The organism is Chitinophaga sp. W2I13 (genome assembly GCF_050434005.1).
Lineage (GTDB): Bacteria > Bacteroidota > Bacteroidia > Chitinophagales > Chitinophagaceae > Chitinophaga.
Genome location: NZ_JBNPWD010000001.1, coordinates 2,233,068 through 2,248,442, shown reverse-complemented (window position 1 = coordinate 2,248,442; position 15,375 = coordinate 2,233,068). Strand labels below are relative to the sequence as shown.

General features: G+C 45.7%; 11 protein-coding genes and 1 pseudogene. 7 read left to right on the top strand and 5 right to left on the bottom strand.

Annotated features, from left to right (window positions below; translation table 11 throughout):
• Positions 1-28: 28 nt before the first annotated feature.
• Positions 29-670 carry an MBL fold metallo-hydrolase gene (locus tag QFZ48_RS09085; RefSeq protein ID WP_429043839.1) on the top strand — a complete coding sequence of 214 codons (642 nt, stop codon included), beginning with the start codon at positions 29-31 and terminating at the stop codon, positions 668-670.
• On the opposite strand, the gene QFZ48_RS09080 is transcribed toward QFZ48_RS09085, so the two are convergent.
• The 3 genes and pseudogenes from QFZ48_RS09080 to QFZ48_RS09070 all read right to left on the bottom strand — a co-directional run bounded on the left by QFZ48_RS09080 (position 667) and on the right by QFZ48_RS09070 (position 3,276).
• A complete protein-coding gene (locus QFZ48_RS09080; RefSeq protein ID WP_429043842.1) occupies positions 667-2,205 on the bottom strand; it encodes a polysaccharide biosynthesis C-terminal domain-containing protein in 1,539 nt (512 codons plus the stop codon). The two genes, QFZ48_RS09085 and QFZ48_RS09080, sit on opposite strands and share 4 nt — an antisense overlap.
• Before the next feature lie 77 nt (positions 2,206-2,282).
• Positions 2,283-2,666 (bottom strand): annotated as a pseudogene (arfB, locus tag QFZ48_RS09075) (alternative ribosome rescue aminoacyl-tRNA hydrolase ArfB); the annotation flags it as partial.
• Positions 2,667-2,820: 154 nt separating this feature from the next.
• Positions 2,821-3,276, bottom strand: a complete 456-nt coding sequence (locus QFZ48_RS09070) for a hypothetical protein (RefSeq protein WP_429043844.1) — start codon at positions 3,274-3,276, stop codon at positions 2,821-2,823.
• 97 nt (positions 3,277-3,373) lie between these two features.
• Between QFZ48_RS09070 and dtd the strand changes: the two genes are divergently transcribed.
• From dtd to QFZ48_RS09050, 4 genes are all read left to right on the top strand, one after another.
• The gene (gene dtd / locus QFZ48_RS09065) at positions 3,374-3,826 is read left to right on the top strand and encodes a D-aminoacyl-tRNA deacylase (protein ID WP_079469840.1); all 453 of its coding nucleotides are present in this window, start codon (positions 3,374-3,376) and stop codon (positions 3,824-3,826) included.
• Positions 3,827-3,863: 37 nt separating this feature from the next.
• Entirely contained in the window at positions 3,864-4,193 is a 330-nt protein-coding gene (locus QFZ48_RS09060; protein WP_079469839.1) for a nucleotide pyrophosphohydrolase, read from the top strand.
• A 43-nt stretch (positions 4,194-4,236) separates the two neighbouring features.
• Entirely contained in the window at positions 4,237-5,178 is a 942-nt protein-coding gene (locus QFZ48_RS09055; RefSeq protein WP_429043847.1) for a YihY/virulence factor BrkB family protein, read from the top strand.
• 69 nt (positions 5,179-5,247) lie between these two features.
• On the top strand, positions 5,248-6,675 hold the full coding sequence (locus QFZ48_RS09050; protein ID WP_429062029.1) for a glycine--tRNA ligase: 1,428 nt from the start codon (positions 5,248-5,250) through the stop codon (positions 6,673-6,675).
• A gap of 164 nt (positions 6,676-6,839) precedes the next feature.
• On the opposite strand, the gene QFZ48_RS09045 is transcribed toward QFZ48_RS09050, so the two are convergent.
• The gene (locus QFZ48_RS09045) at positions 6,840-7,559 is read right to left on the bottom strand and encodes a ferredoxin--NADP reductase (RefSeq protein WP_429062027.1); all 720 of its coding nucleotides are present in this window, start codon (positions 7,557-7,559) and stop codon (positions 6,840-6,842) included.
• A gap of 164 nt (positions 7,560-7,723) precedes the next feature.
• Here QFZ48_RS09045 and mfd point away from each other — a divergent pair, with 164 nt between their 5' ends.
• Complete coding sequence (gene mfd, locus QFZ48_RS09040; RefSeq protein WP_429062024.1) at positions 7,724-11,095, top strand: transcription-repair coupling factor; 3,372 nt, start codon at positions 7,724-7,726, stop codon at positions 11,093-11,095.
• 195 nt (positions 11,096-11,290) lie between these two features.
• The gene (locus QFZ48_RS09035) at positions 11,291-11,995 is read left to right on the top strand and encodes an SIMPL domain-containing protein (RefSeq protein ID WP_370909228.1); all 705 of its coding nucleotides are present in this window, start codon (positions 11,291-11,293) and stop codon (positions 11,993-11,995) included.
• 79 nt (positions 11,996-12,074) lie between these two features.
• Here QFZ48_RS09035 and QFZ48_RS09030 read toward each other — a convergent pair whose 3' ends face one another.
• Positions 12,075-15,302 (bottom strand): TonB-dependent receptor, encoded by a 3,228-nt coding sequence (locus tag QFZ48_RS09030; protein WP_429043856.1) that lies wholly within the window; start codon positions 15,300-15,302, stop codon positions 12,075-12,077.
• Positions 15,303-15,375 lie beyond the last annotated feature (73 nt).

The window sequence follows — 15,375 nt, the reverse complement described above, 5'->3', positions numbered from 1 at the left end:
AAAATTAGCCTAAAAAAATCGGGTTACAATGATTGAAATACAACAATTCACTTTTGGTCCACTACAAGAAAACACTTTCCTGCTTATTAACGGAAAAAAGGAATGTATAATTATAGACCCAGGGTGTTATTTTCAGGACGAAAGAAAAGAATTATTACAATATATACAAACGCACGGGTTAAATGTTATAAGATTATTGAATACGCACTGCCACTTTGATCATATATTCGGTAATAAGCTCGTATCAGATACGTATAAAGTGCGTCCGGAGTTTCATGAGCTGGAACAGCCGGTACTGGACAATTCCCAGCGGGCGGCGGGGATGTACAACATTCCTTTTGATCCCTCCCCGGAGGCCGGCCGTTACCTTACAGAAGGGGAAAAGATTCTTTTTGGCGCCGATGAGTTAACGGTGTTGTTTACCCCTGGCCATTCTCCGGGAAGTGTAGCCTTTTATTGCCCGGGCCAGCATTTCGTAATTGGGGGCGACGTGCTGTTTTACCAGAGCATTGGCCGTACCGATCTGCCGGGAGGCAATCATGCCACCCTGCTGAAAAGCATCCGGGAGCAAATGTTTGTATTACCGGATGAGGTAAGGGTGTTCCCCGGCCATGGACCAGCCACCACTATAGGCTTTGAAAAGAAACACAATCCTTTCCTGGTGGATTAGCCTACTTTAATAAGCTTCCCGATCACCGGCAAACGGGCAAACTCCTTCTTCTCCATACGGAAAATGAACCAGGCATAAGCCAGAAAGAAAGCCGTGGCCACTGCGAGCGGAAGGGGTTTGAGGGCATAAATGTCTTTCGGCGACAGCACCGTGGCATTGAGCCAGCTGAATATATAGTAAATGCCGGCAGCCAGCCCCATGTAGGTAATTAGTTTAGGGAGATGGTAAGGGATGGGGTAATACTTCTGCCCCCACACATAGCAGATGACCATTTGTACAAAATAACACACCATAGTTGCCAGCGCGGCGCCATAATAGCCCATCACCGGTATCCACCAGTAATTGAGCAGGAAGGCCAGCACGGCGGTGATGATGGTAATCACCGCACCCGTTTTGGTGCGGTCGGTGAGCTTAAACCAGATCGTGAGATTGTAATAAATGCCCAGGAACATGTTGGCCAGCAGCAATACCGGTACAATACGCATCCCCTGGTAGTAGAACGGTACCCGGAGGAACGCCTTCCAGATATTCAGGTAAAGACTTACAAACAGGAACATGAAGCAAAGCATGATCACAAACAGCTTCATGATCCGTGCATACATTTTCCTCGGATCGCCGCTCTCCGCCTGTTTAAAGAAAAAGGGCTCAGCTCCTAACCGGAATGCCTGTATGAACATGGTAATCAGGATGGCCAGTTTATAGTTGGCGCTGTACAGCGCAATGACTTCTTTTTTGGCTTCCATGTTATCGCCTGGCAGGAACTGCGGTAAAAACCAGGCCCTGTCGAACGTTTCATTAACCATGCCCGCCATTCCCACAACGATCAGCGGAAGGGCATAGTGCATCATTTGTTTCCATAAACCGGTATCAAACCTCCATTCTATTTTGCGGATCTGGGGAAGAAACAGCACCAGCGTAATGGCGCTGCCCAGCATGTTGCTCAGGTAAATATACCCCGTCTGGTCGCTGCCGCTTTGGAGGTCTGGCAACCAGTGATGGCCGGCGGCATACAGTTTCGGGCAAATGACCAGGAAGAAAATATTGAAAAAGATGGTAGTAACGATTCCGGCTATACGAATAGCAGCATATCTCATAGGCCGTCCTTCCAGCCGCAGTTGTGCGAAAGGAATGGCTGTGAGCGCATCAAACGCCATCAACAGCACTACATAGGTGTAGTAGGTGGGATGGCCATTCAGTCCTGCCAGCTCGCCGGCGTACGAGTTAATGACCGGCGACCGCAACAACAACAGTAAAATGGTAATGCTGATAGTGGAAAGTAAGAGGGAAATGGTGGAAGTACCCAGTACATGGGCTTTGTTCTCCTTTTTGGCGAAACGGAAAAAGGCCGTTTCCATGCCATAAGTCAGCACAATATTGGCAAACGGTATATAGGCGTATACGTTGGACATCTCCCCGAATGATGCACGGGTTAAGATGGTCAGATAAAAAGGAGTAAGGAAATAATTGAGCAATTTGCTCACTATGTTACTCAATCCGTAAAATACCGTTTGTCCTGCCAGGTTCTTAATACTCAATTCCCAAATATTTTGACGCAAATTACGAATTACGGATTACGAATCGCGGATTTATGAGGATTGACCTGTGACCTGGCTTACTCAAATCCCCCTCTCCGCTGCTGCTTTTTATCGGAATGCTTCTTTTTCGACTGGATGCGTTTTTCCTTAGCAGCTTTGGAGGGCCGCGTAGGTACGCGCTTTTTGCGTGGTATCAGCGCTTTGTTGATCAGGTCATTCATTTTGGAAATCACTGTTTGTTTGTTCCCCAGCTGGGTGCGCTCCGTCTGCGACTTTACCTGGAGCAGGCCATCTGCGTTGATACGGTTCGACAACTTCTCCGTCAGCACTGTTTTTTGTTCCTGGGTTAACAGGGCAGAAGCCATGATATCGAAGTAGCCTTCCACCATCGTTTCCACCTTATTCACGTTTTGTCCGCCGCTGCCACCGCTGCGGGCCGTGCGGAACGTGATTTCGGGGGTCACATTGATATTCATCTTGATTTAATTTATAATATAAAAAATGCCTTAGGAAGTGCAATTTATTACAAATTACGGCGAATACGTGCTGTTTTTACCCGGGCAGCGGTTTCCCTGGTTTAACATTTAATGCAGCGGCATCGTTTTATAACGGCATTTATAAAGTAAAAGGGATCAGGAAAACACCGGCGGAATCCCGGGGCACTGCAACCGGGTTGTCGTTTAACTGCAAACTGTATAGCTCTGTGCCACAGCAGCCAACTGATCTTGACAGGAAAGTCAATTTATCCAGGGTAACCTTAGCCGGCCTGCCAACCCGCAGGGTTTGAGGCCCCAGCACATAAAAATATAACAAGGCGGTATTACTGGGTGTATCTATCACTTGTTTAACCTTTATAGTAGTATCCTGCATCAGTATTTTGATACTATCTACGGGGATGCGGGCATAGGGACCATAAACAAGATCGCGACCAGTGCCAGCTTCTACCAGTTTGAATTTACAGGCAGGAGCCATATAGTCGCACACGATGCCCTCGCAGGGATTTTTCTCGGAAGATGTGGTACAGGCTGTAAATAAAAGTACGCTGATAAACAGGTAACAGATACGGGTCATAGAACATTGATTTTGGTTCCTGTTAAACGCAAACGGGGTGTAATATGTTACAGATACAAACGATTTGCCTTAATTTTCCGGCGTTAAATAAAAATCCATGAGAGCAGTTATACAACGTGTTAGTTCCGCATCTGTTACAGTAGACGGGGCCGTAACCGGTGAAATCCAAACCGGCCTGCTGGTGCTGCTGGGTATTGAAGATATTGATACGGAAGAAGATATTCAGTGGCTGAGTGCTAAAATAGTGAACCTCCGGATCTTTAACGACGATGAAGGAGTGATGAATGTATCTGTGAAAGATGTTCACGGCGATATTTTGCTCGTCAGCCAGTTCACCCTGCACGCCTCCACCAAAAAGGGAAACCGCCCTTCGTATATCCGTGCCAGTAAGCCGGATGTAGCAATCCCGCTGTACGAAAAAATGATCGTGCAACTGGAACAGGATATGGGCACTACCATTCAGCGCGGTATTTTCGGGGCTGATATGAAAGTGGCGTTGTTAAATGATGGTCCGGTTACCATCATCATAGATTCACACAACCGGGAATAAAGTCAATCCATTATCTTTAATAAATAAAAACTAATTCATGACCATTCAGGAAGCCCAGCAAAAAATCGATAACTGGATCAATACTACCGGTGTGCGCTATTTCAGTGAGCTCACCAACATGGCCATCCTTACAGAAGAAGTAGGGGAAGTGGCCCGTATCATGGCCCGTAAGTATGGGGATCAGTCGTCGAAGGAAAGTGATAATAAAAAGTTGCTGGCAGATGAACTGGCCGATGTGATGTGGGTGTTGCTTTGTATTGCCAATCAAACCGGTATTGATATGACAGTAGCCCTGGAAAAGAATTTTGAAAAGAAGAATATCCGTGATGCGCAACGGCACCATAACAACCCTAAATTAAAGTCTTAATACAGCCTGCATACTTTTTGTTTACTGTTACTAAAATGCTGCTATGAAAAAACCGAGCAAGCTTAAAATCATCTGGCAGGTACTGAAGCAATCCGGTATTGATTTTATAGATGATAAAGTGATGAAGCTCAGTGCCGCCCTGGCCTATTATACGATCTTTTCCGTGGCGCCCATGCTGATCATTATTATCTTTTTATGCGACCTGTTCCTGGGCAGGGATGCCATCGAAGGGAATATTTACGGCCAGATCCGCGGGCTGGTAGGCAATGATGCTGCCATACAGATACAGTCTATGATTAAAAATGCATCCCTCTCCGGTGATATGAGCTGGGCTACTATGGTAGGGTTCATTACCCTGATCATTGGCGCCACCGGGGTATTCGCGGAAATCCAGGACTCCATAAATTTCATCTGGCGACTGAAATCCAAACCTAAAAAGAATGGCTTGTTACGGATGATACTGAACAGGTTGTTATCGTTTTCACTGGTGGTAAGCCTGGGGTTCATTTTGCTGGTATCACTGGCCATCAACGGTTTGGTGGAATTGTTCTCCGCGCTGGTGGTGAACCTGCTTCCGGGTAAGCTTACATCAGGTATCCTCTTTTCCCTGGCCGATTTTGTAGTGCCGTTTGTGGTGATCGCTACATTGTTTGCCATCATTTTTAAAGTGCTGCCCGATGCACGGATCAAGTGGAAAGACGTACGGGTGGGCGCTATTGCCACAGCCATCCTTTTTATGATCGGTAAGTTTGCGATTGGTTATTATCTGGGCGCCAGCAGGGTGGGCTCTACCTACGGCGCTGCCGGCTCCATTGTTATTATATTGTTGTGGGTATACTATTCCGCGGCCATCCTGTATTTTGGGGCCGTATTTACCCGCAATTACGTACAATATTTCGGTGCACAGATTTATCCCAATGATTATGCGGTTTGGATCAAACAAATTGAAATTCCACATGAGCCGGAGACCGTCCAGGAAGGTTAATCACTTGTTTATAAATTATTTAATAATCGCATACGTATTTTCAAAATAGCCCTTTATCTTTGCGCCACTATGTCTACAGATCAGAATAAATTCCAGGCGATCATATCGCATTGTAAAGAATATGGTTTTGTTTTTCAGTCCAGCGAAATTTACGATGGACTCAGCGCCGTATACGACTACGGTCAGTACGGTTCAGAATTAAAGAAAAACATTAAGGATTATTGGTGGAAAAGCATGACCCAGTTGCACGAAAACATCGTGGGGATCGATGCTGCCATCTTTATGCATCCTACTACCTGGAAGGCGTCCGGACACGTGGATAATTTCAGCGACCCGATGATCGATAACAAGGATAGCAATAAACGTTACCGCGTGGATCACCTGATTGAAGGTTATGCAGAAACATTACCACAGGAAGCCGGCAATGCCCTTCTGGCGCAGATGGATGAACTGCTGAAAGAAAATGATTTTGCAGGTCTCAAAACACTGATAGAAAGCAACAAAATAAAATGCACAGTAAGCGGTACTTCCAACTGGACCGATGTACGTCAGTTTAACCTGATGTTCTCCACCCAGCTGGGCAGCGTAACAGATGAAGCCAGCGAAATATACCTGCGTCCGGAAACGGCCCAGGGTATCTTCGTAAACTTCCTCAACGTGCAGAAAACCGGCAGAATGAAAGTGCCGTTTGGTATTGCACAAATTGGTAAAGCTTTCAGAAATGAAATTGTAGCCCGCCAGTTTATTTTCCGCATGCGCGAATTTGAGCAGATGGAGATGCAATTCTTTGTACGCCCCGGCACCCAGCAGGAATGGTATGAGAAATGGAAAGAAGAACGTATGCAGTGGCACCTGAGCCTCGGCATCGATCCGGCAAAATATCATTTTAAAGATCACATCAAATTAGCGCACTATGCAGATGCCGCTGTGGACATTGAATACGAGTTCCCATTCGGCTTCAAAGAAGTAGAAGGTATCCACTCCCGCACTGATTTTGACCTGAAACAACACCAGGAATACAGCAAGAAAAAAATTCAGTACTTCGACACAGAAATCAATCAGAACTATGTTCCTTATGTGATAGAAACTTCTATCGGTTTGGATCGTATGTTCCTGCTGACCATCTGTAATGCTTATGCAGAAGAGGATCTGAGCACACCGGAAAAAGAAGATAGCCGCGTGGTACTTCGCCTGCCTGCTAAGCTGGCGCCTGTGAAACTGGCCATTTTCCCGCTGACGAAAAAAGATGGTTTACCCGAACTGGCAAGAGAGCTGATGAATGATTGCAAACAGGCATTCCACTGCTTCTACGAAGAAAAAGATGCTATTGGTAGACGCTACCGCCGCCAGGATGCCATTGGTACGCCTTTCTGCGTAACCATTGATCATCAGACAAAAGAAGATGGTACAGTGACCATTCGTCACCGCGACAGCATGGAGCAGGAACGCATCCCGCTGTCTGAAGTGAAAGCACTGGTATTAAATAAAATTCTCTAGTAAAAGATAAGGGCTACAACCGTTATATTTAGTATAAGCACTCTTTATGCCTATACAAAACTATATAACTGTTGCAGCCCTTTAACGAAGTGGGGGTTTACAAATATCATTTCCTCCAGGTATGCTTTTCCGCTCCATTCCTGAATTTGGAATGGGATACGCTTTTAGCCATACAATTCCTGGTGAATATCATGCCGGTCGTAACCCATGGCTTGTATCCGTTGCTTAGCCTCGTCGATCATGGCCTTCCAGCCGCAAAGAAAGAAGTTGGCAGGACGCTTGTCCTGCAGCAGCTCTTCATAAACAGCATGCACATAACCTTTTTTGCCGCTCCAGTTTTCTTCACGCGATAAAGTGGGAATGTAGTTGAAATTGGGTAAAGAGGCCGCTAATTGCTCTAACTCAGCTGCATAGAGGAGGTCGTGCTGGTAGCGGACGCCGAAAATAAGGTGAATAGGCGCATGCGGTACGCCATGCAGTTGAATGTAATGCGCCATAGAACGGAATGGCGCTATGCCGGTACCTGTGCAAATCAGGAATAATTCCTTGTCTAACTGTTCGGGCAGTACGAAAACTCCCTGTGGCCCACGCAGCAACAGTTCGCTTCCTTCCTTTATTTCATTGAACAGGTAAGTACTCCCTAACCCTCCCTCCAGTAAAACGATCACCAGCTCAATTACATTGGTGCCGTCCGGATGGGAAGCAATGGAATAACTACGCCAGCGTTTGTTCTTTTTCTCGTGAATAGGAAGGTCCAGGGTTACAAACTGTCCTGGTTTGAAATCAAACCGTTCCATGTCCGGTACCTGTATCCAGAAACGGCGCGTATTGTGGGTTTCATCCACCAATTTAGTTACGATTCCGGTATGCCATACGTCCAGCATGGAAGTTGAGTTTGGTCTTATTGAATATAGCGAAAATTTGGCATTCTACTAATGGGATCTCTTCTTATTTGTTTTTTTTATTATGAAAAGCGGAAGTATCTTCTCCAAATATCTTCCCTGATCAAATCTCAGAATCGGTAAATCTTCGTACCTTTGCATTCTTCATGAATTTACAGGCTGTATTACAACTATTTCAACGTGATGCGCGTCTGCAGTCGCTGGTGAAGGGGATTCAATCACCCACTCCACAATACTTTCAGCTCTCCTCCATTAGTGGAAGCGCAATAAACTTTGTGGCAGTCAGCACCTGGGCGCATGCAGATGCAAATCATCTCTTCATCTTAAACGATAGAGAGGAGGCAGCCTATTTCCATAACGACCTGGAGCAACTCAGCCAGGCACTGGATATTTTCTATTTCCCCGACTCATTTAAGAAAGCCGGTCAGTTCCATGAAATCAACGGCAGCCATAGTATGCTCCGTACGGAAGCGCTCATGAAATTTTCCGGGGATACCGTGAGGAAAAAGATCCTGGTCACCTATCCGGAAGCACTCTGGGAGAAAGTAGCCGGGAATCAGGCCTTCAGCGCCAATATGGTGCAACTGAAAGTAGGCGATGTACTGAAAGTAGATCCGCTGCTGGAACAACTCATCGGCTGGGGTTTTCACGCCACCGATTTTGTGTATGAACCCGGTCAGTATGCCGTAAGGGGAGGAATTCTGGATATCTATTCCTTTGGTAACGAAAAGCCCTACCGTATTGAATTATTTGGAGAAGATATAGATTCTATCCGCCTGTTTGATCCGGAATCACAGCTTAGTGAACGCAGGCTCACACAGGTAAGCTTAATCGCCAACATGGACACCCATGCGGCAGACCACAGCAAAACACCACTCACAGAATTCCTGCCCGCCAATACCGTAGTATGGATGAAAGATCCTTCCTATGTAAAAGGCGTGATAGAACAAATGGAACAGCGGCTGGATGATTTCCTGCTCACCGGTCAGAAAGTGAAAGTGGATGAAGATGAAGAAATGGTGCTGAAGGAAGAGGATTTTGTGAAAGCCACCCCATTGCTGCAACAGCTGCTGCAAAAGCCAACGATTGTTTTTGGCAATAAGGATTGGCTGACAGACAACGGCTACCACCCTCAGCTCATCGCCTTCGATACACAGGAACAACCCGTGTTTAACCGGCAGTTTGATCTCCTGATCAAAGATCTCGGTAAACATAACAGTAATAAATATTCCCTCTTTATATTTTCAGACAACCCGCGTCAGCTGGAACGTTTGCGCAGTATATTCGAGGACCTTAAAGCAGATTTTGTATTTTTTCCCATCCCGGTTGCCATCAGCAGCGGGTTCATTGATCATTCGCTGAAACTGGCGTGCTATACCGATCACCAGATCTTTCAGCGCTTCCATAAATACAAGGTAAAACAAGCCTACAACAAGAATAAGGCGATTACCATGAAAACCTTGCGGGAGCTGCAATCGGGCGACTTTGTAACGCATATTGATCATGGCGTGGGCATGTACAGCGGTCTCCAGAAAATTGAAGTAGGCGGTAAAATGCAGGAAGCCATCCGCATCATTTACAAAAACAACGACCTGTTGTATGTAAATATCAACTCCCTGCATAAAATCAGTAAATATACCGGCAAAGAAGGCGTGGAACCTAAAGTAAATAAACTGGGCAGCGATGCCTGGGATAAGCTGAAGGAAAAAGCCAAAACGCAGGTAAAAGATATTGCCAAAGACCTGATCAAGCTGTACGCGGTGCGTAAAGCCCAGCAAGGCTTTGCGCATACGCCGGATACCTATCTGCAAACAGAACTGGAAGCCTCTTTCATCTATGAAGATACGCCGGATCAGAGCAAAGCTACCGCCGATGTGAAACGCGACATGGAATCGCCGGCGCCGATGGACCGGCTCGTGTGCGGAGATGTAGGCTTCGGTAAAACAGAAGTCGCCATCCGCGCAGCGTTTAAATCTATTGTAGATGGTAAACAGGCTGCCGTACTGGTGCCTACCACCATCCTTGCATTCCAGCACTATAAAACATTTGCCGACCGCCTGAAAGACTTTCCCTGCACCGTTGACTATCTCAACAGGTTCAAATCTTCCAAAGAAAAAAAGGAAACGCTTAAGCGCCTTGAAGAAGGAAAGATCGATATCATTATCGGCACGCATGCTTTACTGGGCAAAGAAGTGAAGTTTAAAGACCTCGGCGTGCTGGTAGTAGATGAAGAACAAAAATTCGGTGTTTCTGCCAAAGAAAAACTGAAACAGATCAAGCATAACGTAGATACCCTTACACTAACGGCAACGCCTATACCGCGCACGCTCCAGTTTTCACTGATGGGCGCCCGCGACCTGTCTGTTATCAATACGCCGCCGCCAAACCGCCAGGCCATTGAAACAGAAGTGCAGGTGTTTAACCAGGACCTGATCCGCGAAGCCATTTATTATGAAGCCGAAAGAGGCGGACAGGTATACTTTATCCACAACAGGGTAAAAGGCCTGAAAGAAATGGCCGGCCTGATCCAGGGACTTTGCCCGGATCTGTCTATCGCTACTGCACACGGACAACTGGAAGGACATCAGCTGGAAGAGGTGATCCTCGATTTCATTGATCGCAAGTATGATGTGCTGGTGTGTACCAACATCGTGGAAAGTGGGGTGGACATTCCAAACGCCAATACTATCATCATTAATAACGCCCATCATTTCGGGTTGAGTGACCTGCATCAGCTGCGTGGTCGCGTGGGCCGCAGTAATAAAAAAGCTTTCTGTTACCTGCTGGCGCCGCCTATGAGCACGCTGCCTTCAGATAGCCGGAAACGCCTGCAAACACTGGAACAGCACAGTGAGCTGGGCAGCGGTTTCCAGATCGCTATGCGCGATCTCGATATCCGTGGCGCTGGTAACCTGCTGGGTGGTGAGCAGAGCGGCTTTATGGCCGAAATTGGCTTTGATATGTACCAGAAAATCCTGGACGAAGCCATCCGCGAACTGAAACAAAATGAATTCCGAGACCTGTTTAAAGATCAGCTGGAAGAGAAAAAAGATTTCGTGAGCGACTGTACCATTGATACAGACCTGGAAATACTGATCCCTGATACTTATATTGAAAGCATCCAGGAAAGACTAAACCTTTACCAGGAGTTGGATAATATCACGGAAGAAGGCAAACTACAGGCTTTCGCCAATGATATGATAGACCGCTTCGGCCCTATGCCGGAACCGGTGAAAGACCTGCTGACAGCTATCCGCTGCCGTTGGATGGCTATCCAGCTCGGCTTCGAAAAAATGATGCTGAAAGAAGAAAACCTGCGTTGCTACTTTATCAATAACCCGGATTCCCCTTACTTCGAATCCCCTACGTTCAATCATATATTAACGTATATACAAACCCGCACCAACAACGCCAAGCTAAAACAGGTTGGTAAAAACTTTATGTTAGTGGCTTCCCGTATCCGTCATATGAACGACCTGTACGACTTCCTGAAAGCCATGACCGATAGCCGGAAATAATTCTTCCCCCTGTAACATAATTCCTTTGTAATCGTTTCATAACTAATATGAAATGTATAATTCTATTTCTGTAACTATTGCATTAACAAAATTTTATAAATCGCCCTTTGTGGAAACACTTTTAAACCCCGCATCATGAGGGTGTAAATAACAACAACAAACACTAATTTTTTTAACAATAGAAAACATCGACACATGAAAAAGGTAATGTTATTAGCAGCAGGATTATTTTTTGCACTGAGCACTTTTGCACAGCAAACAGATAAGCAACCGCCGGTAAAAAAGATTGAAGTAAACGGATCCGCAGAAATGGAAATCACACCGGATGAAATTTATTTCAACATCTCTTTAAGAGAATATCTCAAAGGAAAAAACAAAGTAGACATCAGCACTCTGGAAAAACAACTGCAGAAAGCCGTATCTGACGCAGGAATTCCGAAAGCCGATTTTACCATTGAGAATGTATATGGTAACAACTTTGAAATTTTAAGGAAGAAGAAAGATCCGCTGGAATTTATGGCGCGTAAACAATACCGTCTTAAATTAAGCAAGCTGGATAAAATCAACGAAATCCTCGCCGCAGTAGATGCTGAAGGTATCGAGAATGCCAGGATAGCTTCTTATTCTTCCAGCAAAATGGAAGCTTACCGTAAAGAAGTAAAAATAAAAGCTTTACAGGCCGCGAAAGAAAAAGCGGAGTATATGCTTTCCGCTATTGGTAACAAAACAGATGGTGTGATCGAAATCCAGGAAATGAATACAGATAACTATTCTGATGTTCGTCCCGTAATGGCTAACTACATGGCTAAATCTGCAGATAGTGCCGAAGCAGCGAGTGATATTGATTTCAAAACTATTAAGATCCGTGCAGAAGTAAGAGCAGTATTTGCTATCAAATAATTACACTGGAGATGTAATACAAAAAAGAGGTTGTTCCGTATGGAACAACCTCTTTTACATTTTATTAAGACAAGCTGAATTAGAAGCTATATCTCAGGCCCAGCTGCATCTGATGACGGGATGCAAAGAAATCTTTTGAATAAGGAGTGCCTGGTTTGCTGAAAGTATAAGTAGGATAATTGTTAACTACTTTACCAGTAGGATTCAAACCAACGCTCGCCATAGAGTTAAAGGTGTTGGGCGTGAAGTATTGAATACCCCAGTCTTTGTTCAGCAGGTTAGTAACGTTCACGATGTCGTAAGTCAACGTGATGGTGTGTACCTTTTTACCGGCTTTAAAGTTGTAGTCCTGCGCGAAGCGGAAGTCGGCCTGGGTGTTCCATGGTGTGCGGCCGCCGTTACGTTCAGTAAACTGACCTTTACGGCCATTCAGGTAGCTGTTGCTGTTAACATAGCTCATGAAATCATTCGCCTGTTGAGCAGCTGTTGGTCCGCCTGCTTTATCTGTAAAGAAGTTAGTCGCTTCAGCCACATCTTTCGGGATGTAGGTCAGGCTCACCTGCTGTGGTGTACCGTTGATGGTAGCATTCACTAAACCATAAGAGAACGGTGTTCCGGAAGAAGTATTGAAGAAGGCAGAGAAGTTAGATACCCATTTGCCTTTAGTGCCCCAATCCTGTTTGTAAGCAACAGTAGCTACGATACGGTTACGGATGTCGAAGTTAGAGTAAGCAAGGCCGGGATTGTTAGGATTCAGCGCCTGGTTCAGCTGCCAGTTCGATTCCATGGAGTTGCGGATACCATTGGTGATATCTTTTGCCTGGCCGTAAGTGTAAGCCACCATGAAGTTCAGGCCAAAAGGGAACGATTTGGATACCTGACCGGTAATGCTGTAACGGTAACCTTTATCGGTGTTGGATAACAGGTAAGCGTTAGTATATAAAGGATTGATTTTAGAACCGGTGTAGATAGGCTGTTGCTTGTTTACATCGTATGCAAAGTAAGTTGGATTATCCGCCAGGTTCACCTGCTGGAACATCAGATCCTTGATTACCTTGGTATAGATACCTTCAATGGAGAACTTCCACTGGTCGTGGGTCGTGTAATCCAATGCGAGGCTGCTTCTCCATACCTGCGGCATTTTGAAGTTGTTGTCGATCATATCCACCTGGGTGGCGCCGGCAGCATTTTTAACGTCTACGCCATTCTGAGATGCGAAGTCTGCGATACCATTCTGTGATGGTTTTGCTGCAGGCAGCGGCGTGTTGACAAATGGTTTGGTGCTGCTTCTCTGATCGTAGGCACCGTAAGTAACGCCATTGTTATAATATGCATAACCGATCCATGCGAAAGGAATACGGCCGGTAAATAAGCCGGAACCACCACGCAGTACCAGGCTGTTATCGCCTTTAATATCATAGTTGAAACCTAAGCGCGGAGAGATCTGCACATTATTCAGGAAGTCGTTTTTGATATCCTTTGGTTTCGTATAGCTGTAAGTGTTACCGTAGTTAGGATCTTCCGGTGATTTAATCGTTTTATCACTCAAAGGCTGTTTGTTGGGAATGCCCGTGTAATCCAAACGGATACCTGGCGTAATCCTGAAACGATCAGACAACTGGATCTCATCCTGTCCGTAAACGCTCAGCAGGTTTGCCTTGAATTGAGCAGGAGGATTAGCCATGATGTAATCACGGGAGTTGTTGGTGTAGTTGTAGTTACCACGTACACGTGCAGGATTGTTAGCCAGGAAGTCTTCAATACTGTTGTAGTCCAAACGGCCATTCCAGGAGTTTACAAAACCATAGGTGATGTTGTAAAACTCATTGTGTGTACCCAGGGTAATCGTGTGATTTCCTTTGAACAGGGTAACGTTATCTGTTATTTCAAAAGTTTTTTGCTTCATGTTAAAGATACTGGCTTCACGGTCGGTACCCAGAAAGATGGTAGAACCTGGTGTTCTTCCTTTGATCTGGATCTGTGGTGTAGCCGGATCTGACAATGGCTCCCTGTAATCGTGTACATTGGAATAACCGAGGATCAGGCTGTTGGAGAAACCGCTGTTAAAGTTACTTTTCAGTTCAGCCACAGTAGAAGTCTGGTTATTTACCTGTTTGAAGTCAATGCCCTTGAAACGGAAGTTTTGCTGATCGCGTTCCAGGTTGGTGGCTTCAGAAGTGATGGTGTTGTTACGAACAGACAACTGGTGCTTTCCATTGATATGCCAGTCGATCCTGTTGAAGAATTTATTGGAGTTGGAATAGATGCTGGTGTTACCTGAGGTACCCGGATCTACGCCGTATGTTTTCATCAGTGCGGTGATGTCAGCAGCGTCTTTTTCTGTTAAGATGCCACCACCATCAGCGGAGCCTGCGCCGAGGATCACGGGATCTACGCGGCGGGTAATTTCTTCATTGGTGAAGAAGAACAATTTGTTTTTGATGATAGGGAAGCCGAGACGAACACCGGTTTGGTACTCATGAAAATCGCTCGGTAATTTAGAACCGTCGCCAGCGTTGTTTTTACCAACCAGTGAAGCATTGCGGCCAAATCCATAGATGGAACCGTGTACTTCGTTGGTACCGCTGCGCGTTACTGCGTTTACGCTACCACCAAGGAAGTTACCAACTTTCACATCAAAGGGAGCCAGCAAAACCTGTATATCCTGGATCGCATCTACAGATACCGGATTGGTACGGGTGCTGCTGCCTGGCTGACCGCTGGTATTGCTTTGTCCGCCCAGTGAAGGGCTAAAGCCAATGGCGTCGTTGTTGATGGCGCCATCTACAGTCACGTTGTTGTAACGGTAGTTGGTACCCAGGAAGGAGTTGTTGTTGCTCTGTGGTGTTACTTTGGTAAGATCCTGCAGGCTGCGGCTCAGTGTGGGGAGCGCTTTAATTTGCTCCTGTCCTACCCTGGTACCGGATTTACCTGCACCCGCATTACCTGTTACCACTACTTCACTCAGTGCGGTTGATTCTTCCTGTAATTTAAAATTGAAACTGGTGGTTCCCAGTCCGAGGTTAACATCTGATTTTACTTCTTTCTTATATCCAATGAATGAAACAGTGATAGTGTAAGGACCGCCTGGATTCAGGTTAGGCAGATTATAGCGGCCATCAGTGTTTGTTTGTACGCCTGATTTGGCGCCGGTGCTGTTATTTACTATTACTACTGTAACGCCGGGAATGGCCTGTCCACCCGGATCGGATACTTTACCCGATATAACGGAAGTGGTCACCTGTGCGTTCGCGCTGTAACATAGAATTACAATGAAGCTAGCTAATAGCGTAAAGAATGATTTCATAAACTGTTTTGTAAGTATTTACAGGTGCAAAGGAAACAGTCTGATGCAACCAGAATGTTAACAGATTATTACG